This window comes from Pseudomonas sp. S35, from assembly GCF_009866765.1.
Classification (GTDB): Bacteria; Pseudomonadota; Gammaproteobacteria; order Pseudomonadales; family Pseudomonadaceae; genus Aquipseudomonas.
Window position 1 is genome coordinate 6,426,975 of sequence record NZ_CP019431.1, and the last position, 22,584, is coordinate 6,449,558.

The following is a 22,584-nucleotide window of genomic DNA, read 5'->3' on the forward strand; positions in this document are numbered from 1 at the left end:
CCCTCGCCACAGGTACAGTGTTCGCCCTTAACTGACCGGCATTAGCCTCTCGACCTCTCTCCCATCAGCGCTTGCCCTCAAGGATCGCGGCATACCCTTCCCGATAACTTGGGTACCTCGGCGACCAGCCCAACGCCTTGATGCGTTTGTTGCTGCATTGCTTGCTGCCCGCGCGCCGCACGCTGGCGTCCTCTGACCATTGCGTGACACCCAGGTACTCACGCAACCAAGCCACTACCTCGGCCAATGGCGCTGGCGCGTCGTCGACGCCGATGTAGACCTTGTCCAGCGCCCCACCCTGCTCCACATGGCGCAACAAAAATGCGAGCAAACCGGCCGCGTCATCGGCGTGGATGCGGTTGCCATATAAAGGTGGATCAATGGCTACACGGTAACCCTGGCGTACCTGAGTCAGCAGCCATTCGCGTCCGGGGCCGTAAATACCGGTCAACCGTACAATGCTCGCAGGAATGCCACTATTGAGGGCTACCTGCTCGGCTTCGAGCATCACTTGCCCGGAATAGCCTTTGGCCTGCGTATCAGAGGTCTCGTCGACCCACTCGCCACCCTGCTGCCCGTATACGCTGCTGCTGGATACAAACAGCAAATGCTTGGGCGCCTGGCCGTAATCCTGCAACCACTCCAGCACATGCTGCAAACCGTGAACGTAGGCGGCGCGATAGCCAGCTTCATCGTGATCGGTCGCGGCAGCGCAATACACCAGGTAATCCACCCCGCCGATGGGCCAAGTGTCGGGGCAATCTTTGTTGAACAGGTCGCCAGCAATGCCGATCACGCCGTCGGGCAGGCGCGAAATATCGCGACGCAAGCCATGAACCTCCCATCCCGAGGCCAGCAATTGGCTAGCCAGCCGACTACCCACATCACCGCATCCGGCAATCACAACAGAAGGCACAGACATCACAAAACTCCGCTCTTAAAGGCCTAGATTAGCCCTCACACATGACCGTCGGCCAGAAAAAGGGCAAATAAAGTTACTGTATTACTTCTGTTAACAAGAATTACTTGCAATAATAACGGCCCATTTGTCCTCGACCCACTGGGTCTGGAAGGACGCTCACTCCATTTTTTCCTCTCAGGTCCGGCCAGCATGACACGTAATACAACCCCCGCTTCGCCAACCAAGCTTCACGGCCCATCCCGCGCCTGGCGCGCGATTGCTGCGATGCTGTTCAGCGTGCTGCTGGCGCCGACCGCTGCATTCGCCGACGCCACCGCCCCAGCCACGCCGCCGGCCGCCGAGCACAATGCTGCTGCCCCGGCCGCGCCCGCCGCTGCGCCAGTCGCCACGGACCCAACGCTGGCTGCCGACCCTGGCGCCGCCGATGAAACCGGCGTAGTCCTGGAAGAAGACAACACCCTGGGCATGGCCCACGATCTGTCGCCGTGGGGCATGTACCAGAATGCTGACGTCGTGGTGAAAGCCGTGATGATCGGCCTGGCCATTGCCTCGATCATCACCTGGACCATCTGGATCGCCAAGGGCTTCGAACTGCTGGGCGCCAAGCGTCGCCTGCGCACTGAAATCGTGCACCTGAAAAAGGCCACCACCCTCAAGGAAGCGAGCGAAAGCGCAACCAAGAAGGGCACCCTGGCCAACACCCTGGTCCATGACGCACTGGAAGAAATGCGCCTGTCGGCCAACACCCGCGAAAAAGAAGGCATCAAGGAACGTGTTGCCTTCCGCCTGGAGCGCCTGGTTGCAGCGTGCGGTCGCAACATGAGCAGCGGCACCGGCGTACTCGCCACCATCGGTTCCACCGCACCGTTTGTCGGTCTGTTCGGTACCGTGTGGGGCATCATGAACAGCTTTATCGGTATCGCCAAAACCCAGACCACCAACCTCGCCGTCGTTGCCCCAGGCATCGCAGAAGCGCTGCTGGCAACCGCCTTGGGCCTGGTTGCGGCAATTCCTGCGGTAGTGATCTACAACGTCTTCGCCCGTTCGATTGCCGGCTACAAAGCCCAGGTATCCGACGCGTCGGCAGAAGTCCTGCTGCTGGTCAGCCGCGACCTCGATCACCTGCCTACCGAGCGCAGCTCGCAACCGCACATGGTGAAAGTGGGGTAATCGGCCATGGGCCTGCATTTGAACCAAGGCGACGACGAGCTCGTCGAGAACCACGAAATCAACGTCACGCCGTTTATCGACGTGATGCTGGTGCTGCTGATCATCTTCATGGTGGCCGCACCGCTGGCCACCGTAGACATCAAGGTCGACCTGCCCGCATCCAGCGCAAAACCGGCGCCGCGGCCGGAGAAGCCGGTGTTCCTCAGCGTCAAGGCGGACCAGCGTCTGTTCCTGGGTGAAGAAGAAGTCAAAGCCGAAACCCTGGGGCAGGTGCTCGACGCCAAGACCCAAGGCAAGAAAGACACGACGATCTTCTTCCAGGCCGACAAGGGCGTGGACTACGGCGACCTGATGAGCGTGATGGATGCCCTGCGGGCAGCCGGCTACCTCAAGGTAGGCCTGGTCGGACTTGAGACGGCAGCCAAGAAATGATCACGACGCGCCACAAACTGACGCGTTATGGCACCAGCCTTGCCGTCGTGCTGGGCGTGCATGCCGTCGCGATTGCCATCGCGCTCCATTGGTCCGCGCCGCATACCGTGCAGTTGCCACCGGCCGCCATGGTCATTGACCTGGCGCCGATGCCAGCACCGCCGCCGCCGGCACCGCCCAAGGTGATCACGCCGCCACAACCGCCTGCGCCGGTGGAAGAACTGCCCCTGCCGAAACTGGCCGAGGCACCCAAGCCAACGATCCAGGTGCCCAAGCCGGTCAAGCCCAAGCCCAAGCCACAACCGCCCAAGCCGGTGGAGAAAAAGATCGAGCCGCCCAAGGAGAAGCCTTCCGAGGACCCTCCGAGCGATGCTCCACCGACCAACGCGCCCGCTGAAAAATCGGCCCAGCCGGTTCCAGGCCCGTCACCGCAGCAAATCGCGGCCAAGGCATCCTGGGAAGGTACCCTGCTGGCGCACTTGCAGAAGTACAAGAAGTACCCGCCAGGCGCCCAGGCGCGTGGCAAGGAAGGCTTGAACCGCCTGCGCTTCGTGGTCGATGCCGAAGGCAACGTGCTGTCCTACGAGTTGGTGGGCCGTTCCGGCAACGCCGACCTGGACCGCGCCACACTGGACATGATCCGTCGTGCCCAGCCGCTGCCCAAGCCACCGGCCGACATGGTGAAAAGCGGCAGCATCGAGATCGTTGCACCGTTCGTGTACAACATCGAGAAGCGTCGCCGCTAAAGGCATGCGTTGGGCAATGTGGGAGAGGGCTTGCCCCCTCCCACATTTGATGGTGCACAGCTCAAATCCCCCCTAACTCCCCGCTCAATCCCCAATAAGATTCTGATAACGTGCGTCTATCGATTGCAGCCGGTATGCTTGGCCCGCAACCTCATGGACGCCCGCTATGACTCTTACAGAATTGCGCTACATCGTTACCCTCGCCCAAGAGCAGCACTTTGGCCACGCGGCCGAGCGTTGCCACGTCAGCCAGCCGACACTCTCGGTGGGCGTGAAAAAGCTTGAAGACGAACTCGGTGTGCTGATTTTCGAGCGCAGCAAAAGCGCCGTGCGCCTCACCCCGGTGGGCGAAGGCATTGTGGCCCAGGCTCAAAAGGTGCTGGAGCAAGCACAAAGCATTCGCGAGCTGGCCCAGGCTGGCAAGAACCAGCTGACCGCACCGCTGAAAGTCGGCGCCATCTATACCGTCGGCCCGTACCTGTTCCCACACCTGATCCCGCAACTGCACCGCGTCGCGCCGCAGATGCCGCTGTATATCGAAGAAAACTTCACTCACGTGCTGCGCGACAAGCTGCGCAACGGCGAGTTGGACGCGATCATCATCGCCCTGCCGTTCAACGAAGCCGACGTGCTCACCCTGCAACTCTACGATGAGCCGTTCCAGGTGCTGATGCCGGCCTCCCACCCGTGGACCCAGAAAACCACCATCGACGCCGGCCTGCTCAACGACAAGAGCCTGCTGTTGCTGGGCGAGGGCCACTGTTTCCGCGACCAGGTACTCGAAGCCTGCCCGACCCTGACCAAAGGCAACGACGGCGCCAAGCACACCACCGTCGAATCCAGCTCCCTGGAAACCATTCGCCACATGGTCGCCTCCGGCCTGGGCATCTCGATCCTGCCGTTGTCGGCGGTGGACAGCCATCACTACGCCCCCGGCGTGATCGAAGTGCGCCCACTCACGCCACCCGTGCCATTCCGTACCGTGGCCATCGCCTGGCGCGCCAGCTTTCCACGGCCCAAGGCAATTGAGATCCTCGCCGACTCGATCCGCCTGTGCTCGGTGGCCAAGCCGCCCGCTGTTGCGAGCTGATCAACCGTATGACTGAGCTGTCGCAGGTGTCGGTGACGGCACTCAAGGGTGTCGGTGAAGCCATGGCCGAGAAACTCGCCAAGGTTGGCCTGGAAAACCTCCAGGACGTGCTGTTCCACCTGCCCCTGCGTTATCAGGACCGCACCCGCGTAGTGCCCATCGGCCATCTACGTCCTGGGCAGGACGCCGTGGTCGAAGGCACCGTCAGCGGCGCCGACGTGGTGATGGGCAAGCGCCGCAGCCTGGTGGTGCGCTTGCAGGATGGCACCGGTGGGCTGAGCCTGCGCTTCTACCATTTCAGCAATGCACAAAAGGACGGCCTCAAGCGCGGCACCCGCGTGCGCTGCTATGGCGAAGCACGGCCCGGCGCCTCGGGCCTGGAGATCTACCACCCGGAATACCGCGCAATTACCGGCGACGAACCGCCACCGGTGGACACCACACTCACGCCGATCTACCCGCTCACCGAAGGCCTGACCCAACAACGCCTGCGCCAGTTGTGCATGCAGACGCTGACGATGCTCGGCCCGAAAAGCCTGCCCGACTGGCTCCCCCTGGAACTGGCCCGCGACTACCAACTGGCGCCGCTGGACGATGCGATTCGCTATCTGCATAACCCGCCCGCCGACGCCGATGTCGACGAACTGGCCTTGGGTCATCACTGGGCCCAACACCGCCTGGCCTTCGAAGAACTGCTGACCCACCAACTGTCCCAGCAACGCCTGCGCGAGAGCATGCGCTCCCTGCGCGCCCCCGCGATGCCCAAGGCCACGCGTCTGCCTGCGCAGTACCTGGCCAACCTCGGCTTTGCGCCGACCGGGGCCCAGCAACGCGTAGGCAATGAAATAGCCTACGACCTCAGCCAGAAAGAACCCATGCTCCGGCTGATCCAGGGCGACGTAGGCGCGGGCAAGACCGTGGTTGCCGCCCTCGCCGCCTTGCAGGCACTGGAAGCCGGTTACCAGGTGGCGCTGATGGCGCCCACCGAGATTCTGGCTGAGCAGCACTTCATCACCTTCAAGCGCTGGCTCGAACCCTTGGGCCTGGAAGTCGCGTGGCTGGCCGGCAAGCTCAAGGGCAAGAACCGCGCAGCGTCCCTGGAACAGATCGCCGGCGGCGCACCGATGGTGGTGGGCACCCATGCGCTGTTCCAGGACGAAGTGCAGTTCAAGAACCTGGCGCTGGTGATCATCGACGAACAGCACCGCTTCGGCGTGCAACAGCGCCTGGCCCTGCGCCAGAAAGGTGTGGGCGGGCGCATGAACCCACACCAGTTGATCATGACCGCCACCCCGATCCCACGCACCCTGGCGATGAGCGCCTACGCCGACCTCGACACCTCGATCCTCGACGAACTGCCGCCCGGCCGGACCCCGGTCAACACCGTGCTGGTCACCGACACACGGCGCGTCGAAGTGATCGAGCGCGTACGCGGGGCCTGCGCCGAAGGGCGCCAGGCCTACTGGGTATGCACGCTGATCGAAGAGTCTGAAGAACTCACCTGCCAGGCCGCCGAGACCACCTATGAAGACCTCACCAGCGCCCTCGGCGAACTCAAGGTCGGGCTGATCCACGGGCGCATGAAGCCCGCCGAAAAAGCCGCCGTCATGGCCGAATTCAAGGCCGGCAACCTGCAACTGCTGGTGGCCACCACCGTGATCGAAGTCGGCGTGGACGTGCCCAACGCCAGCCTGATGATCATCGAGAACCCCGAGCGCCTGGGCCTGGCGCAGCTGCACCAACTGCGCGGCCGCGTGGGCCGGGGCAGCGCCGCCAGCCATTGCGTACTGCTGTATCACCCACCGCTGTCGCAGATCGGCCGCCAGCGCCTGGGTATCATGCGCGAGACCAACGACGGGTTTGTCATCGCCGAGAAAGACCTCGAACTGCGCGGCCCCGGCGAAATGCTCGGCACCCGCCAGACCGGCCTGCTGCAGTTCAAGGTCGCCGACCTGATGCGCGATGCCGACCTGTTGCCCGCCGTGCGCGATGCGGCGCAAGCCCTGCTGGAGCGCTGGCCGGATCACGTCAGCCCGCTGCTCGATCGCTGGCTGCGCCATGGGCAGCAATACGGCCAAGTGTGACGCTTGACTCACTTAAGCGACCTACAGGTGTACCAAGCTGGTTATACTCCGATGACTGTAAGAAATTGGATCAGGCCATGTCAGAAGTTGCCCTCGCCACAGCCCCGCTGACCGCTCCACCGGTTATTCGGGCGCTGCTCGCAAAGCTCGCCATCCCCTACACGGAAGTCGCAGAACAACCGGGCCTGAATCCTGCGCGAAAGGTGCAGGCCGTGCTGCTGGAAGATGCGGTGGGCGCACTGATGGTGCTGTTCCCGCAAAACCAACTGCTCGACCTCAACCGCCTTGCCGAACTCACCGGTCGCCGCCTCATCGCCGTGTCGCCGGATCGCGTCCGGCGCATGCTGGACAAGCATGACCTGAGCCTGCTGCCAGGCCTGCCCGCGCTCACCAGTTCGCCATGCCTGTACGAGGGCAGCCTGCTCGACGAGCCTAACCTGCTGGTGCATTCGGGCGAAGCCGGGTTGCTGCTGGAGATCGCCAGCGACGCTTTCAAGACCATGCTCACCAAGGCCAGCGCCGCGCACTTCGGCGAGCCGCTGAGCAACATCCGCCCGAACCTCGACCGGCCCAATGATGACCGCGAGGAAATCACCCAGGCCATGCAGGCGTTCACCGCCCGCCGCATCCAGCAGCGCCTGGAAGCGACCATCGAGATTCCACCGCTGGCCGACACCGCGCAGAAGATCATCAAACTGCGTGTCGACCCCAACGCCACCATCGATGACATCACCGGTGTGGTCGAAACCGACCCGGCCCTGGCGGCCCAAGTGGTGAGCTGGGCGGCATCGCCGTACTACGCCTCACCGGGTAAAATCCGCTCAGTGGAAGACGCAATAGTGCGCGTGCTGGGTTTTGATCTGGTGATCAACCTGGCGCTGGGCCTGGCCTTGGGCAAGACCTTGAGCCTGCCCAAGGACCACCCGCACCAAGCCACGCCGTACTGGCACCAGTCGATCTACACCGCCGCCGTGATCGAAGGCCTGACCCGCGCCATGCCCCGCGCACAGCGCCCCGAAGCTGGCCTGACCTACCTGGCCGGCTTGCTGCACAACTTCGGCTATCTGCTGCTGGCCCACGTGTTCCCGCCGCACTTCTCGCTGATCTGCCGCCACCTGGAGGTCAACCCGCACCTGTGCCACAGCTACGTGGAACAGCACCTGCTGGGCATCAGCCGTGAACAGATCGGCGCCTGGCTGATGCGCTACTGGGACATGCCCGACGAACTGTCCACCGCCCTGCGCTTTCAGCACGACCCGACCTACGACGGCCAATACGCCGAATACCCGAACCTGGTGTGTTTGGCCGTGCGCCTGCTGCGTAGCCGCGGGATTGGCTCCGGGCCGGATGAAACCATCCCGGACGAACTGCTTGAGCGCTTGGGTTTGAGCCGCGACAAGGCTGAGGAAGTCGTCGGTAAAGTGCTGGACGCCGAAGTGCTGTTGCGTGAGCTGGCTTCTCAGTTCAGCCAGGGCTGACGCGCACTCTAAGGATGACGGGGCTTGTCGCGGTGAGCGGGCTTGCCCCGCGCCGGACTGCGTAGCAGACCCAAAACCAGCTCACTCGGTGTATCTGGAAAAACTGGGTGGCGCTGACAGGGCCGCTTCGCAGCCCAGCGCGGGGCAAGCCCGCTCACCACAAAAAAACGCGCTCACCACACAGTTATGTGTAAGCCTTTGAGCGTTGTGTAGATACCGACGCCCCGATGGCCATGGGTATCTACATAACGTCCAATGAAACAGGCTGTCGTGGTGAGCGGGCTTGCCCCGCGCTGGGCTGCGTAGCGGCCCCAAAACCAGCTCACTCGGTGTATCTGGAAAAACTGGGTGGCGCTGACGGGGCCGCTTCGCAGCCCAGCGCGGGGCAAGCCCGCTCACTACAGGGCCAGGTGCTCTGTCAGGCCGACTTCTTTTTCTTCGGTTTCAAATACTTGGTCAACCCCTGGAACCAGATCACCAGCGCCGGGTTGCCCTTGATCTGGATCGACTTGTCCTGAATCCCCGTCATGAACGCCAGCTGCTTGTTCTTCGCCTGCATCGTGGCGAAGCCGTAGGCGGCATCTTTGAAGGCAATGGCAAACGCCGGCGCAGGGTGAACCCCTGAGCGGCTGGTGATGCGCTGGTCTTTAACGATGAAGTGACGGGCAACCTTGCCGTCGAGGGTCTGCAACTGGAACGCCAGGTCTTTGTCACCCAACTGTTGCTGGAAGGCAGGATTGGTGCGGCTGGCTTTGCCCATCATCAGGCCCAGCACCCACAGCAGAAGACGAAATTTCATGCACACGGCCTCGGTGTAATTATTGAGTGGCCGCAGCAGTTTAACGATTTGCAAAAAGAACGCTACCGATCTTGCGCATTAGCGGAAGATCGGCTGGCGTTTGACGCTTATAGCAGCATGTTACTTAAACGTTAGGGCAAGGTACCGGCGCCCAGTCGGCCAGGTTTGGATCGCGGCAGGTGCCTTCGATCTGAGCCTTGCCGGCGCTGGCGACCTTCTTGCTTTCATCTTGCTTGGTCTGGGCGGTCTGGAAGGTTTTCTCGGTGGAAACCGCTTCGGTCGGTACGGTTGGCAGCGGTGGCTTCTTCGGCGGCTTGGTACCTGTGCCCTTCTTCTTGTTGGACGGTGTCACGACAGGCGTTGCATCGGCCTGAGCCACGGTGACCACGTCGGCACGCTGTACACCAACTTGTTGCAGGTCTTTCTCGTACGCCTGGGTGTAATTGTTCAGGTCTTCAGCGGCCTTGCCGTTGACCGCGACGATCAGGTCATTGGACTCCTTCAAGCCCGAGACGATTTCCGCCAGGCGCTTGCGGCCTTCGGTGTCGTTGACGGTCTTGGCCTTGCGGTCCGAGACCAGCTTGGTGAATGCGCTCTGGTAGCACTGTTGCGACGCTTTGGCGTACGCGGTGCTGCGGTCGATATCGGAAGCGCTTTTGTTCACATCGGCGGCGTAGGAGGCGATGCGTTGGTTGTCATCGGCGACTTGCTTCTGACGCTCGGTGTAGTAGCCCGCCGCGCCGCCGGCCAGGGCACCACCCGCTGCGCCGATCGCGGCGTTACGGCCGCGCTTTTCCTTGTCGCCGGTCAGGGCGCCCAGCAGGGCACCGCCGGCCGCGCCGATGGCCGCACCGGTGACAACCGACTTGGTCATGTTCGAATCGGTGGCACGCAGGTGCTGCACCGGCTCGTAGCAGTTGGGGTAGTACTCGACCTTGGTGCTGGACGCGACCTTGGAGGCCGGCGACGTCGCGCAACCTGTCAGCACGGTGCTGAAGCCGGCGGCAATCAGCAACAGATGACGCTTGGAAACCGCCTTACGGGAAAAAAGCATAAGTTGTGTTCTCTTCTAAGTTTGACTTGCCCAGCACGGCAACCGCCGCCTGAGTCCCTTCCAAGCTCGCCGCACAACCAACGGTCAAGACCGCTGACCGCTCGCTGCGAGCAATTCCTTCAAGATCGTCGCCGGGTCGGCCCGCTGTTGTTTGCGGTAGTTGCCGACATGGCGGACGAACAGTGTCGCGCGCGTCACCAGGCTCTTGCCGAGCACGGGCTTGCGATCCAACTCTTCCTTGATCCGTTGAAACTGCGCCTGGATCACCGCATCGGTGTAGCGCGTGCCGGTCGCCAGGTTGTCGATATAAATCGCCACCGCGCCGTCGAGGGCGCTGCGGCCGTTGGCAATGGCCATATCAAACAACTGCGCGCTCGCCTGGTCCTTGTTGTCCAGGGACTGTTGGCGGCTCTTCTGCAGGTTGGCCAGGCGGATGTTGTAGTTGCTGATGGTCTCGGCCACCAACGCGGCCGACTGGATCAGGTTGCCCGCCGCTTCTTCGCGTTGCTGGGCGATCAGCGAGACATTGCGCTTGAGCTCTTCGTTGACCAGCCCCAATTCGGCTTGCAGCTTGGGATCGACGCTGGCGGCGATGATGCTGTCCAGGCGCTTGGTTGGGTCCTGAGCGTCATCGATGGCGTCCGTCAGCGACGCCAGGCGCCCTTCCTTTTGCCACTGCGCAAACAGCTCCTTGTAGCGCGAACGCGGCGCCGACAGCGCGCCAATCGCCACACGAAAACCGGTGGTTTCGTTGCTTTGCTCGGTGCCGTCGGCGGCGAACAGCGGATATTCGCGGCGCATGCCGGTGAACAGCGTGCCCTCGCCTTCCAGGTAGTTGCCGCCCTTGACCACAAAGCCGCCATAGGTGCCCTGGCGACGCCCGGCGTGCACCAGTTGGAAGGACTCCTGAACCATCTCTGCCGCGTTGCCGATCACATCGAACATACCGATCGGGTTGGGCAATTTGGTGCCGATGGGCATCAGCCGCGCCGCCTGCCCGGTGCCACCGGCGACCTGGTTGAACACCGCGTAATCACCCAGCGGGCCGTCGCTTTCGCTGCCTTCGACACGGCGCGGGAACAGCCGCCCTTCCAGATCCTGACGGCTCACCGCTTGGCCACCGCGCGCGGCGAACTCCCATTCCACTTCGGTGGGCAGGCGCACAAAACCCAGGCCGCCGTCTTCTGCCGACGAACCGCGGCCGCTGACCGGCAACAACTCCCGGTGGTATTTCATCAGCCAGGCGCTGTACACCGCCGAAAACCGCTCGGCCTCAAACCGCGACAGTTTTACCTTGGGCAAACGCCCGGCCATGCCGGTCGGCGCATCGCAGGCCGGCGCCGCTTCACCGCTGGCCAGGGACTGCGCCTGAGCCATCACCTGGGCATATTGACGCGCGGTCACTTCGTACTTGCCGATGAAGTACAACATCGGTTTGAGTGGGGTCTTGGCATCGGTCCTGGGCATCAAGGGCGCGATGACTTTGCTCCAGTCTTTCGGCAAATCCTTGAGGGTGAACTGGCCGTTGATGAAGTCGCGGCGGTAGCCGGAAATAAACGACTGCTGGTAACCGGCCTCGCCTTCGGCGAAGGGGTAGCCGAGGCTGATTTCGCGGTCGTCCAGGGTGCCCTGCGCCAGCACGTAGGCGTAGCGGAACACCATGTTGCCCTCGCACGGCAGCGGCAGGCTCACGTCATCCGGCAACGGTTTGGGGTTGTCCAGCTTGTCGCTGGCTTCATCGGCCCAGGCCATTGAAGCCAGGCTCAGCGCCACAGCGGCGCCCAATAACTTATACATCTCTGATTCCTTCAGAAGCCTGGATACGCGCCACTCGCCAACCACCGCAGGCCGCCGCCACGGCACTGACGCCGAGGACGGCAACCAGGGCCAGGCCGTAGTGACGCGCCAACAGATGACTGGCGTACTCGCCCGGCACCTGCACAAATAATTTGTTCAACGCTGACTCGGCCAGGCCATACAGCCCGGCACTGAGCACGGCGGCAAACCCTGCGCTGTACAGCGCCTGCACCACCACAAACAGCAACAGCGCGCCGGTAGAAAAGCCCAACAGGCGCAACACCGACAATTCTCGACGCTTGCGCGCCACCGCGGCCAACGCCCCGGCGAAGATCGCCGCAAACGCACCCGCCAACGCCAGCCCGGCGATCACCCAGAATACGATCGACAGGTTGCGGCTCAACGACTGCACCTGGGCGATGGTGTTCGCCTGGGTGGCTACCAACAGATTCTGCCCGGCAAAAAATATCCGCAGGGGTTCTACGTCGGTGAGGTTGCGCGCATACAAACGAAACGCCGGGTACACCCGCTGCTCACTCACCGTCACTTCATCGCCCGCCCAACCCAATGCCGGTACGGCGCGACCATCGCGATAATCTTCCGCCGCTTCCAACAAGCCCAGGTCAGCGAACAGCCCGTCGCGGGCGAAAGCTTGCAGCGCCAGCACCCCAACCACCTGCACCCGAGTGCGCTGCTCCTCGACACGTCCCGCGACTTGGCGGGCGAAGCGGGCTTCCAACAAGTCCCCAGGCCGCGCTGCCAGCTTCTCGGCAGCGGTGTGGCTCAGCACGATCTGGTCCAGGCCGTGTGGCAGCGCCAGAGCGCCCAACAACGGATCACCCGGCGCCGTCGGCAGCATCTCCAAGGTCAACGTACCCACCTGCGCCGTCGCCGCAATCTGCCGCGTGCGTGGCACGGCAAACGCCACATCGCTGCGCTGGCCAAGCTGCTCGATAAATCCGCTGCTGAATCGACCACCGCCCAGCGGAATAATTTCACGGGTGGCGGGGTCGGTCTGCAAACGTTCGGTCAAACTGCTAACCAGTCCAAATTTCAGGCCGAATAACACCAGCAACGGCGCGATCACCGCCACCAGTGCCAGCACCGAGCACGCCGACAGCCACGCATCGTTGCGGTAATCCTGCCAGGCCAAAGAAGCGATCAAGGGGATGCGCATCAGCACGCTTCCCCAAGGGTGGCGGTGACGCCGCCGTCGGCAGCGCGGCGGCAACTGATACGCCGCACCTGCAAGCCACTGGCGCGGGCCAGGGGTTCATCGTGGGTGGCGATCACGCACGCAGCATGGTGCTCACGAGCCTGGGCCAGCAGGGCGTGCATCACACGCTCGGCGTTCAAGGGGTCGAGGGACGCGGTGGGTTCATCCGCCAGCACCAGTTGCGGCGCGTGGGCCAAAGCCCGGGCGCAACTCACACGCTGGCGCTGGCCCACCGACAGGGCCGAGGGCTTCTTCGCCAACTGGTCGCTGATTTCCAGCTGTTCGGCCAGGCGCGCCACGCTACCGTCATCTCTCAAACCCAGCAGTTGCCGGGACAAGGCGATATTGCTGCGCACATCGAGAAAACCCAGCAGGCCGCCGGTTTGCAGCACATAGCCCAGATGCTGGCTGCGCAATGCGGCCAGGGCCGATTGCTGATCGGCACGCCACAGCCCGCTAATGTCCTGCTGATTGAATTCAAAGCAGCCCACCTGATCCGGCGCCAAGACCAACGCCAGCAGATCCAGCAAGGTGCTTTTGCCGCAACCGCTGGGCCCGACAATCGCCAACTGCTCCCCGGCACGCAGGTGCAGTGCCGGGATCACCAGGCTATAGCGCTGGCTCCCGACGCCCCGGCTCTTGTGCACCGCGCTCAGGTTCAGCATTACGGCAGCGTCGACAACGGCACGCGGTACAACGCATCGCCCGGTTCGGCATCACCGAAACGGACCCAGTTGGCCAGGTCATTGTGGAAGGTTTCGTAGAGGCGGATCTTCGAATCCAGCTCGTCGATAAAGTCTTCCTGCTCGGCCACGCTCAACGACAACCACAAATCCTGGGTCATGTTCAGCGACTTGCTGCGGTACGGCAGGCCTTCCAGGTATTCGCCGAGGATGCCGCCATCGGCCAGGTTGCCGCCCTTGCGCAGGGCTTGCGGGTCGCGGCTCATGTAGGCAGAGGCGCTGGCGATTTCCTGGAAGAAGTCCTTGGGCGACGTCTGGGTCTTGCGCGCCGCGTCGACGATCAGTTTCAGCGACTGCTGCAAGTCGTTGAGCTGCAGCTTGGTCAGCATCACGCACACCTGGAACGCTGGCAGCGCCGGGTTGGTCAGGTCGCGGTCGGCGGTCCAGGCACTCACCAGTTGCGGCGCCTGGCTCGCGGTTTTACGGCCGAGGAAGTCCATGTGCATGGCGTAACCGACGGCGGCAGATTTGTCCGCCAGGGTCGGCGCCGCACCGAGCAGCGGCACCGGCTGCGGGGTGTTGCTGCGCACTTGGTGCACCAGGTTGGCGAACACGCTGCCGATCTCGTCGACACGCTCACCCAGCTTGCGCACATCGCCACCGGGCACCGGTGTGTACAGGTCGCCGATCTGCGGGTTGGCGTCGGCGGTGAGGATGCGGTACTGGCTCTCGGCGCCGGCGTGGGTTTTCTTGCCGGCGTCGCTGCGCAGGTGCAGGGCGTAGATCTTGATCTGCTTGCCCAGCGCGGCCTGGCGCACTTCGGCTTCGTTCATCTGGGTAGCGGCGAACGGGTCGTTCTTGCGCAGCGCGCCCGCATCGGTGACCAGCAGGATGATGCGCCCGCCATAGCCCGACCAGTCCATGCCGTCCACCGCCTGCATCACCCCGGCAAACGCGTCTTCGTTGAACGAATGGCTCGACACGGTGGAGGCTTTGACTTGGCGCGCCATGTCGAGGAAACGTTGCGGATCGCGGCCTTGGTCAAGGCTGATCAAGGTCTTGGCCACGTATTCCAGGCCGGGGGTTTTCTTGATGCTGCTGCGAAAACCGACCATGCCGAAGCTGACGCTATCGAGCTCACCGCGTGCGCCAATGCGGGTTTGCAACTCGTGCACCACGTCGCGGATCTGGTCGATATACGGCTGCATCGACACCGTGGTATCCACCACCAGCACCACGGCGGTACGGAACGCATCAGCGTTGGCGTTGATCACGGGCGCGGCGGGCTTGGCGACGGCGCTGCTGCCAGGGTCGATGGAGGCGACATTGAGCAACTGCACCGGTTGGCCGTTTTCGTCGAAGCTCTCTTTTGAATCGAAGATCGGCAACAGGTAGAACTGGTTCTGCGGCACGGCGCTGGCGGTCGGCTCCAGGGCGAGGATTTGCCCGTTGTCTTCACGGTTTTTCTGCGCCTTGGCCAATGCGCCTTTGGCGGCGGCCGGGTCGGCGAGCAGCTTTTCCACTTCGCCGGACTGGCGCAGGAACATCACCGGCGCCCGGCCCGAACGCTCGGTGAACTTGAGCACCAGGCTCTGCTTCCAGTCGCTGACCTGGGCGGCCGGCAGCCAACCGTCGCTGCGCCCGTCGGTGGCGGTGCCGACGCGCACCCACGGTTGGCCGTCGACGTCCTTGCGTTGGTACACATAGAGCACCGAGAACGCCGGCAAGGCTTTGCCTGGCGCACCGCCGGCCTCATCCGAAAGCTTCGCGCCGGGCTTGCTGAGGACGCGCTGGAACAGGGTCTTCTTGCCCGCCATCAACAGCGGACGCTGACCGCCATCCGCCTCGACCACTGCCGCTGCAGGTGTTGCTGGTGTTGCGTGTGTCGCAGCGGGCACCACGGCGGCCGGTGGCTTGGCGGGCTCATCATCGCCACTCAGCCACCAATAGGACGCGCCGCCAATCGCCAGGGCAACCGCCACAGCCACCGCTGCCAGCGCCAACACCGGCCCGCGACGCTGCTCGCTGTGCTGCGCCGGCGGCACCACTGGCTGGCGCACCGGTTCGGGTTTGGCGGTGGGGATTTCGATGGACTCCGGCGTGATGCCGCCCAGGTCGAAGCTGAGGGGAATCGGCCGCACCAGCGTGGCTTGCGGCGACTCCATCGGCAATTGATCCAGCGCCAGCAGCAACGCCGCCGCATCCGGGAACCGCTCGGCCGGGTCCTTCGCCAGCAGCTTGCGCAACACGCCCTGATAACGGCCGTGATGCACTGGCAATTCCGGCAACGGTTCGGTCAGGTGCGCCAGGGCGGTGGAGAGTGCGTCGGTGCCGCTGTACGGCAGCTTGCCGACCAGGATTTCATACAGCACCACGCCCAGCGCATACAGGTCGGCGCGGCCATCGATCTCCTGGCCCCGCGCTTGTTCCGGGCTCATGTAGCTCGGCGTGCCCACGGCAAAACCGGCCTGGGTGAACTGCGTACGGTCATCCAGGGACTTGGCGATGCCGAAGTCCGACAACACCGCCGTGCCGTCGGCGCGGAACAGGATGTTGGCCGGCTTGACGTCGCGGTGCACCAAGCCTTGAGCATGGGCATACCCCAGCGCCGAGGCGATCTGGCGGATCAGCGTCACGCCCTGCTCCGGCGTCATACCGGCGGCAATGCGCTCTTTGAGCGTGCCGTTGGGCAGGAACTCCATCGCCATGTAATACAGCTCACCGACATTGCCGATGTCATGGATGGTCACGGTGTGCGGGTGCGAAAGCCGCGCCAGGGTCTTGCCCTCGCGCAGAAAGCGCTCGCAGAAGCTCGGGTCGGCCGCCAGCGCCGCCGCCATCACCTTCAACGCCACCTTGCGTTCCAGCGAGCGCTGGGTCGCCAGGTACACGCTGGCCATTGCGCCTTCGCCGATCTCGCCTTCGATGTCGTAGCCAGGAATCACGATATTCATGCCGATACCTTCACAACGATGGCGGTGATGTTGTCCGGCGCGCCGCGATTGAGCCCCAGGTGCACCAGGCTGCGCACGATTTCATCCGGCGCGTCGTGGCTGAGCACGTCGCGGATTTCATGGTCTTCGACGGTCTTGTTCAGGCCATCGCTGCACAACAGGTAGCTGTCGCCGGGGGCAATCAACAGGTCGACCACCGCCACTTCAAGCTGGGCTTCCACGCCGACGGCGCGGGTGACGATATTGGCGCGCGGGTGCACGCGGGCATCGGCTTCGCTGAGCAGGCCGCTGTCTTGCAGGTCTTGCACGTAGCTGTGGTCGCGGGAAATACCTTCGAGCACGCCGTCGCGCAGGCGGTACAGGCGACTGTCACCGGCCCACAGGCATACGCCGCGCAGGCCGCGTGCCGCCAGCACCACCACGGTGCTGCCCATCATGGTCACGCCCCGGTTGGCGGTTTCTTCGCGCACGGCGGCGTTGATGCGGATCAGGTCATTGCGCAGGGCCGCCGAGTATTCGTCGAGGGAACGGCCCAGCGGCACATTGCGCAGGCTGTCGACGATCAGGCTACTGACGTAATCCCCCGCCGCATGCCCGCCCATGCCATCGGCCACCACCCACAGGCGGTTTTCCGGCAGGTCCAGGCACGCATCTTCGTTGACCTGGCGCACCATGCCCACATGGCTTTTGCTCGCGGATTTGTACGTCGCGCCCATCTACACCACACCTTCTTGTCCGAGCAAAAACTGCGCAAAATCGCCGGTGGCGGGCAAGCCCTGACACCGCAATAAACCTGGGGAAATACGTTCCGAGCCGCGACCCCACCACAGGCTTGCGCCTTCGCAGGCCTGTTCGGCGAGGGCAGCCATGCGCCCATGAGGCAGCGTGGCGGCGACCCGTTGCAGCCCGGCGAAACGGCTGTCGACCGCACGCGGCTCGGTCGTCGGCAAGCCAAGCTGGTCGAGGCGGTCGTTGAAGCTTTCAAAGGTCGCGCCGCTGTCCAGGGTGCTGAGCAACAACTCTTCGGCCTGCTCGAACCACGCGTCCGGCCCACCCACCAACGAAGCAGGGTTGGTGTCGTGATCAAGCAACGCCACCACCGCCAGCGGGAAATAGCGCCCGACCCGGTCAATGCTCGGCATCACCACGCCCGCCGCCACCTCCGGCCCGCACACACCCGGCGCCAGCACGAAGCGCCACAGCGGGCTGACCAGGTACACGTTGAGCCAATCACCGCCCAGGCTGTTCTGGCTGGCGAGCAAACCTGCCGCCAGCCAGCTGTCCCACGGGCCGACAAAGCTCTGGGGCAAGGCGCGGCTGACAAAGTCCCCGCGGCTGGCCAACTTGCCGTAGAAACCCAGCACCGTCATAGCCGCTCCGGCAGGCTGAAGCCAGTGAGCACGCGGCTCTTGAACGGGTTGAAGGCACTGTTGGCGCGCAACTCGTAGGCGATGCTCGCGCCGTCGACCCGCAGGCGCAGGTTGAAACGGTCCGGCGAGTTGCCGGCGGTTAGGTCCGATTGCTCCAGCAGGCGGAACCACGCCCACGGACCGTCCAGGGTCACGCCCGAACGGCCGCTGGCCGCCGGCGGCATGATCGAGATCCGCACCACCCCAATGCTGCCAGGGTTCGGCCATTGCATTGCTACCGGGCGGCTTGGGCCGTGGTCGTAGCTCAATTGCTGGCCGTCGAGGTCGAGCAGGAACTGGGTGATGGTCGGGTCCATCGACACCGGCTTGAGCTCGAAACGCACGATGGGCTGGGTGCCCCCCGACCGGAAGAACGCATCACGAATCGTCGCGGCGCGCTGGAAGGTTTGCAGCACACCCGGCGCGATCCCCAGCTTCTGCGCGGCGCCCGGCTGCCAGCGCCAGGTCTGCGCAGACGTGTCCACGTAGGGCTGCAGGTATTTGCGGAAGTAGTTATCCATCACCCCGCCCACACCAAAGAACTGGCCGAAGTCATCCAGCGTCGCGTCCCGCGCACTGCCTGGCGACATCGGGTAACGCCCCGCCAATGACTGGCGATACACGTTGACTACTTCGCTGACCCAGGCCGCGTTCAGTTGGTTACGCACCCCGCCCATCATGCTGTTGGTGGTGGAGTTGACCACCGACTTGACCATGCCCTGCACCAGCGGCGGTTGGCGTTCGGCATTCAGGCTGACCCGCGTGGCCGCAGCCGCCGCCTGGTTTTTTGCCTCACCGAGCAACGCATCGCCACTGGCGCCGACCATGGCACTGACCTGCACATACAGCGCATTCATGTCCGACAACAGGCCATCGATGGCCGCCGGCTCGCCTTCATTCTTGCTGACGATGCTGTTGAGTTCGGCAAAGTGCGCAGTCACCGGATCATCCGCCGCCTGCGGTGCATTGGCGGTCGGTTGCTCCTGGCCGAGCAGGCTGCCCAGGCGCTCTTTGAGCTTGTCGACACCGCCTTCAACCGGTACGCCTTTGGCAGCCAGTTGACGCTCTTCGGCTTGCAGGTCCGTTTCCTTTGCCACCGCCACCAGCAGCTTCTTCAGCGGCGAGCTTGGCCCGGAAATCACCCGCAGCACGTCGGCCGCCTGAGCCACGCTGGTGATCGGCACAAAGTCGATGTCCGCCAGCAACGCATCCCACTGGCGCTGGTAGTCCTGGAAGTACAGGCGACGCACGTCGGCGGCCAGGCTCACCACGTTCTGCTGATCGGCCTGTTCATGGCCGAGCACCCATTGCTCCTCGGCGAGGGTGCCGGTCTGGTTCAGGCTGCTCAGCAGGAATGCCTGGCGATAGCCCTTGGCGGTAAAAAACCCACTCAACGGCTCGCCCAACGGCTTGCCGCTCTTGCGGCTGAACACCAGCGCGGCATCACGGCCAGCGGCTTCGTTGAGGCGAAAGTCCGGGATGCCTTCGGGCAGTTTCTGGCGCTTGACCCGGTCGTAGACACGCTGGGCCACCGGCAGCTGCTGCAACTGGCGACGCAGATCGTCGATCAAGCGCGGGTCCAGGCGTGCGTTCGGTGGGTGACGATCGAACAGCGCCTGCAAGTGCCCGCTCAACGCCTGGCGCTGCTCGGCCGGCAGGTCGCGCGGCAGGTTGCGGTCCCAGTCGAGGGCGATCCAGGCCTTGATGAAGTCCGGGTCGTAATGCTCGCTGTCGGCCAGCATCAGGTAGGCCTTGAGGCCTTCGTAGAGGAAGTCCGAGTTGCCGCCGCCGTGCAGTTGCTCTTCGATGCGCGTCACCAGGCGCGGCGCGAACACCGCGATCAGCAGCTTGCGGTACACGCTGGCGGATTCGGCTTCGAGCATGTCGCCCTGGTACAAACCCAGGCCTTCGGACCAACTCGGCGAATCGCCGGCGAGGTGCTTCACTGCGTTGAGCAACGGCAGTACGGCGAGCACTTCACGCTGCGCCGGGCTCAGGTTCTGCACGGTCTGGCCCAGGGGTGCGACCTTCTGGTCGACCTGGTCGATATACGCCTGGTTGGCGCGATAACTCACCCACCACAGGCCACTGACCACCACCACCAACGCCACCGTGGCCGCGAGCACACCGCGTGCAATCCACTTGCGCCGACGCTCGACCTTGGGGCTCACCCCCACCAGGCCACGCTCGGCAAACGCCACGGCGGTGAAGAGTTTTTCGATGAAGTAACTGCGCCCGGTGCCGCTCTGGCGTGCCAGGTGCTGGCGGTCCAGGTTCATGCTCTGGGCCATGGCGCCGATCAGGCGATCGATCGGGCTGCCTTCCTGGGTACCGCTGGTGAAATACACACCGCGCAGCAACACGCGCTCTTCAAAGGCGTTGGGTTTGAACACGCCTTCGAGGAAGCTTTGCAGGCAATCTTTCAACGCGCCGAACTGCTGCGCGAAGCCGTAGATCAGGTCGCGCCGCGCCGGGTCGCGTTCCTGTTGCAGACGCTCCACCAGACGCTCATTGAGGCGTTGCTCCAGGCCTGCGAATTCACTTTGCAGATGGGCCAGCGGGCTGTCGCTGTGCTTGCCGTCGTCCAGGGCAAAGGTCATGCCCCACACCTGGGCGCGGTCTTCCTTGCTCAGGTTGTCGAAGAACTCCATAAAGCCCGGCACCAGGTCAAGCTTGGTCAGCATCAGGTAGATCGGGAAACGCACGCCCAGTTGGGTGTACAGCTCCTGGATACGCAGGCGAATCGCAGCCGCATGGGCAGCGCGCTCGGCGTCGGTGCCGAGCAGCAGATCCGAGAGGCTGATGGCGATAAACGCACCGTCGATGGGGCGGCGTGAACGCTGCTTTTTCAGCAGGTCGAGGAAGCCCAGCCATGCGGCCTTGTCTACCGTGGAGTTGCTGTCCTGAGTGGTGTAGCGGCCAGCGGTGTCGAGCAATACGGCTTGATCGGTGAACCACCAATCGCAATTGCGCGTACCGCCGACGCCACGCACCGCCCCGGCGCCCAACTGCGCGGCCAATGGAAAGTGCAGGCCGGAATTGACCAGCGCGGTGGTCTTGCCCGAACCCGGCGGGCCGATGATCACGTACCACGGCAGCTCGTAGAGATTGCGTCGCTCGTCACCGCCGAGCTTGGCTTTTTTCAGCAGTGCCAGGGCTTCGTCCATGCGCTGGCGCAGGGTCGACAACTCTTCGGCGGTGGCAACGCTGTTGGGGTCGGCCGGGGTTTCAGCGGCCAGGCTGCGCATCACTTCGGCGGCCTGACGGCGCGCCTGGATGATGCGGAATACGCGGTAGGCGATCCACACCGCGAACACCAGGATGATCAGCGCCCAACGGCGCCCTTGCGGCACCAGTACGTCGAGCAACGGCCCGACAAACCAGATGATCAGGCTCAGGGCGATCAAACCCAGCACCGGGATCACCCAGCGAATCATGAAACTGAAAAACGCCTTCACTCGACGCCCTCCGCCAATACGGTGATTTCAACCCGACGATTGCGGGCGCGGCCTTCGGCTGTGCTGTTGGTGGCCAACGGCTCGGTGTCGCTTCGGCCCTCGGCACTGAAGCGATCCGCCTGGCCGGTCTTGGCCGCGAGGATCTCCAGCACCGACTTGGCCCGTGCTTCAGACAGCGCCCAGTTGGACGGGAAGCGCAGCGTGGCAATCGGGCGATTGTCGCTGTGCCCGGTGACGCGCACCTGGCCCTTCACTTTGCGGATGGCATCGGCGATGCGCAGCATCAGCGGCTGGAAGTCATCGACAATGCTGGAGCTGGCCGAGGCGAACAGTTCATCGCCACGAATGGTCACTACCGAACGGTCGACCTTATCTTCCACGGCCACGCGACCGGCCTTGATATCTTCAGCCAGGAAACCGGCCAGGCGCGGCCGCTCGATGACTTTGGGCTGCGCCACCGGACGGTCGATGGCCTGCACCGGGATCTCGCCCAGGGCATGAATATTCTTGAACACCGGCTCTGCCTGCGACGCCAGCAGCATGCGCAAGGTGAACAGCAACGCCAGCAGCAGCGCCAGGCCGATGGCCACAGCGATCCACGGCGGCATGAATTGCGCCAGTCGATCCCGCGCCACGGTCACGCCACGCCAGTGCGGCGACAGCTCGCGTTCATGCTCGCCACGGGCACTGCGAATCGCCGCGGCGGTGCGCTCGCGCAAGGCTTCCAACTGGCTGCGACCGTCGTTCATCACGCGGTAGCGCCCTTCGAAACCCAGGCACATGCACAGGTACAACAGTTCCAGCAGGTACAGGCGTTCGCGTGGGCTTTGCAGGCAGTGGTCGAGCAACTGGAAGACTTTTTCGCCGCCCCAGGCTTCGTTGTGCACGGTGATCAGCAGGCTTTGCTTACCCCAGTCGCTGGTGCTGCCCCACGGCGTGCTCAACACGGCTTCATCAAGGGCGGTGCACAGCGCGTAACGCGCCAGCAGCACTTCGTTGCGCGCCACACCGGCGGCTTCGGCGCGCTCTTCGAACTGGCGCAGGTAGGCCAGCAATTGCGCACGCAGGCTGGCCGGCGCCGGGTGGGCGATGGTGTTGCGCAGGCGCGTCAGCAAGGCCAGCAGCGGGCCGGCGGCGCTTTCCAGGGGGTTGAGGCCCTGGCTTTTGCCGGTGAGCATCGGTGCGGCCGGCATCGACAGCGGGGCTGGCTCTGCACGCACAGGTTCCGGCGCACGGCCACCTGGGCGCGGCATGAACTGGGTGCGGTCGTCATCATTGGGATGCATCGCGGA

Annotated in this window: 17 protein-coding genes; 6 read left to right on the forward strand and 11 right to left on the reverse strand. The window is 64.0% G+C overall.

Annotated elements, in window-relative coordinates:
* Nucleotides 1–64 precede the first annotated feature (64 nt).
* Entirely contained in the window at nucleotides 65–922 is an 858-nt protein-coding gene (locus tag PspS35_RS29210; protein WP_159937835.1) for an SDR family oxidoreductase, read from the reverse strand.
* 189 nt (nucleotides 923–1,111) lie between these two features.
* Here PspS35_RS29210 and exbB point away from each other — a divergent pair, with 189 nt between their 5' ends.
* The 6 genes from exbB to PspS35_RS29240 all read left to right on the forward strand — a co-directional run bounded on the left by exbB (nucleotide 1,112) and on the right by PspS35_RS29240 (nucleotide 7,922).
* Nucleotides 1,112–2,092, forward strand: coding sequence for a tonB-system energizer ExbB (gene exbB, locus PspS35_RS29215; RefSeq protein ID WP_159937836.1), 981 nt, complete (start codon nucleotides 1,112–1,114; stop codon nucleotides 2,090–2,092).
* Nucleotides 2,093–2,098: 6 nt separating this feature from the next.
* Complete coding sequence (gene exbD, locus PspS35_RS29220; RefSeq protein WP_032884416.1) at nucleotides 2,099–2,524, forward strand: TonB system transport protein ExbD; 426 nt, start codon at nucleotides 2,099–2,101, stop codon at nucleotides 2,522–2,524.
* Nucleotides 2,521–3,270 (forward strand): energy transducer TonB, encoded by a 750-nt coding sequence (locus PspS35_RS29225; protein WP_159937837.1) that lies wholly within the window; start codon nucleotides 2,521–2,523, stop codon nucleotides 3,268–3,270. Before exbD ends, PspS35_RS29225 begins: the two co-directional genes overlap by 4 nt.
* A 166-nt stretch (nucleotides 3,271–3,436) precedes the next feature.
* Entirely contained in the window at nucleotides 3,437–4,360 is a 924-nt protein-coding gene (locus PspS35_RS29230) for a hydrogen peroxide-inducible genes activator (RefSeq protein ID WP_159937838.1), read from the forward strand.
* Between the two features lie 8 nt (nucleotides 4,361–4,368).
* Nucleotides 4,369–6,444: an ATP-dependent DNA helicase RecG gene (recG, locus tag PspS35_RS29235; RefSeq protein WP_159937839.1), complete on the forward strand. Its 2,076-nt coding sequence runs from the start codon at nucleotides 4,369–4,371 to the stop codon at nucleotides 6,442–6,444.
* A gap of 77 nt (nucleotides 6,445–6,521) precedes the next feature.
* Nucleotides 6,522–7,922 (forward strand): aminoacyl-tRNA deacylase and HDOD domain-containing protein, encoded by a 1,401-nt coding sequence (locus tag PspS35_RS29240; RefSeq protein ID WP_159937840.1) that lies wholly within the window; start codon nucleotides 6,522–6,524, stop codon nucleotides 7,920–7,922.
* 418 nt (nucleotides 7,923–8,340) lie between these two features.
* Here PspS35_RS29240 and PspS35_RS29245 read toward each other — a convergent pair whose 3' ends face one another.
* From PspS35_RS29245 to PspS35_RS29290, 10 genes are all read right to left on the reverse strand, one after another.
* Nucleotides 8,341–8,721, reverse strand: coding sequence for a hypothetical protein (locus PspS35_RS29245; RefSeq protein WP_042945972.1), 381 nt, complete (start codon nucleotides 8,719–8,721; stop codon nucleotides 8,341–8,343).
* A gap of 124 nt (nucleotides 8,722–8,845) precedes the next feature.
* On the reverse strand, nucleotides 8,846–9,775 hold the full coding sequence (gene tagQ, locus PspS35_RS29250; protein WP_159937841.1) for a type VI secretion system-associated lipoprotein TagQ: 930 nt from the start codon (nucleotides 9,773–9,775) through the stop codon (nucleotides 8,846–8,848).
* An 84-nt stretch (nucleotides 9,776–9,859) separates the two neighbouring features.
* The gene (locus PspS35_RS29255; protein ID WP_159937842.1) at nucleotides 9,860–11,572 is read right to left on the reverse strand and encodes an SUMF1/EgtB/PvdO family nonheme iron enzyme; all 1,713 of its coding nucleotides are present in this window, start codon (nucleotides 11,570–11,572) and stop codon (nucleotides 9,860–9,862) included.
* Entirely contained in the window at nucleotides 11,565–12,749 is a 1,185-nt protein-coding gene (locus PspS35_RS29260; RefSeq protein WP_159937843.1) for an ABC transporter permease, read from the reverse strand. Before PspS35_RS29260 ends, PspS35_RS29255 begins: the two co-directional genes overlap by 8 nt.
* The gene (locus tag PspS35_RS29265; protein ID WP_159937844.1) at nucleotides 12,749–13,453 is read right to left on the reverse strand and encodes an ABC transporter ATP-binding protein; all 705 of its coding nucleotides are present in this window, start codon (nucleotides 13,451–13,453) and stop codon (nucleotides 12,749–12,751) included. The genes PspS35_RS29260 and PspS35_RS29265 overlap by 1 nt, the downstream gene beginning before the upstream one ends.
* On the reverse strand, nucleotides 13,453–16,425 hold the full coding sequence (locus PspS35_RS29270; protein ID WP_159937845.1) for a serine/threonine-protein kinase: 2,973 nt from the start codon (nucleotides 16,423–16,425) through the stop codon (nucleotides 13,453–13,455). Before PspS35_RS29270 ends, PspS35_RS29265 begins: the two co-directional genes overlap by 1 nt.
* Nucleotides 16,422–17,141, reverse strand: coding sequence for a protein phosphatase 2C domain-containing protein (locus tag PspS35_RS29275; protein ID WP_159937846.1), 720 nt, complete (start codon nucleotides 17,139–17,141; stop codon nucleotides 16,422–16,424). Before PspS35_RS29275 ends, PspS35_RS29270 begins: the two co-directional genes overlap by 4 nt.
* Complete coding sequence (tagF, locus tag PspS35_RS29280; RefSeq protein ID WP_159937847.1) at nucleotides 17,142–17,795, reverse strand: type VI secretion system-associated protein TagF; 654 nt, start codon at nucleotides 17,793–17,795, stop codon at nucleotides 17,142–17,144. It lies immediately after the preceding gene.
* Nucleotides 17,792–21,292, reverse strand: a complete 3,501-nt coding sequence (gene tssM / locus PspS35_RS29285) for a type VI secretion system membrane subunit TssM (RefSeq protein ID WP_159937848.1) — start codon at nucleotides 21,290–21,292, stop codon at nucleotides 17,792–17,794. The genes tagF and tssM overlap by 4 nt, the downstream gene beginning before the upstream one ends.
* Nucleotides 21,289–22,578, reverse strand: a complete 1,290-nt coding sequence (locus tag PspS35_RS29290) for a DotU family type VI secretion system protein (RefSeq protein ID WP_159937849.1) — start codon at nucleotides 22,576–22,578, stop codon at nucleotides 21,289–21,291. The genes tssM and PspS35_RS29290 overlap by 4 nt, the downstream gene beginning before the upstream one ends.
* Nucleotides 22,579–22,584 lie beyond the last annotated feature (6 nt).

Bases quoted from the DNA above. Each gene is read 5' to 3' on its own strand.
- PspS35_RS29245 (WP_042945972.1), bottom strand. From the start codon at position 8,721: ATGAAATTTCGTCTTCTGCTGTGGGTGCTGGGCCTGATGATGGGCAAA.
- tagF (WP_159937847.1), bottom strand. From the start codon at position 17,795: ATGACGGTGCTGGGTTTCTACGGCAAGTTGGCCAGCCGCGGGGACTTT.
- PspS35_RS29240 (WP_159937840.1), top strand. From the start codon at position 6,522: ATGTCAGAAGTTGCCCTCGCCACAGCCCCGCTGACCGCTCCACCGGTT.
- PspS35_RS29270 (WP_159937845.1), bottom strand. From the start codon at position 16,425: ATGAATATCGTGATTCCTGGCTACGACATCGAAGGCGAGATCGGCGAA.
- PspS35_RS29260 (WP_159937843.1), bottom strand. From the start codon at position 12,749: ATGCGCATCCCCTTGATCGCTTCTTTGGCCTGGCAGGATTACCGCAAC.
- PspS35_RS29255 (WP_159937842.1), bottom strand. From the start codon at position 11,572: ATGTATAAGTTATTGGGCGCCGCTGTGGCGCTGAGCCTGGCTTCAATG.
- PspS35_RS29290 (WP_159937849.1), bottom strand. From the start codon at position 22,578: ATGCATCCCAATGATGACGACCGCACCCAGTTCATGCCGCGCCCAGGT.
- recG (WP_159937839.1), top strand. From the start codon at position 4,369: ATGACTGAGCTGTCGCAGGTGTCGGTGACGGCACTCAAGGGTGTCGGT.
- PspS35_RS29210 (WP_159937835.1), bottom strand. From the start codon at position 922: ATGTCTGTGCCTTCTGTTGTGATTGCCGGATGCGGTGATGTGGGTAGT.
- PspS35_RS29225 (WP_159937837.1), top strand. From the start codon at position 2,521: ATGATCACGACGCGCCACAAACTGACGCGTTATGGCACCAGCCTTGCC.
- PspS35_RS29275 (WP_159937846.1), bottom strand. From the start codon at position 17,141: ATGGGCGCGACGTACAAATCCGCGAGCAAAAGCCATGTGGGCATGGTG.
- PspS35_RS29265 (WP_159937844.1), bottom strand. From the start codon at position 13,453: ATGCTGAACCTGAGCGCGGTGCACAAGAGCCGGGGCGTCGGGAGCCAG.
- exbD (WP_032884416.1), top strand. From the start codon at position 2,099: ATGGGCCTGCATTTGAACCAAGGCGACGACGAGCTCGTCGAGAACCAC.
- tagQ (WP_159937841.1), bottom strand. From the start codon at position 9,775: ATGCTTTTTTCCCGTAAGGCGGTTTCCAAGCGTCATCTGTTGCTGATT.
- PspS35_RS29230 (WP_159937838.1), top strand. From the start codon at position 3,437: ATGACTCTTACAGAATTGCGCTACATCGTTACCCTCGCCCAAGAGCAG.
- exbB (WP_159937836.1), top strand. From the start codon at position 1,112: ATGACACGTAATACAACCCCCGCTTCGCCAACCAAGCTTCACGGCCCA.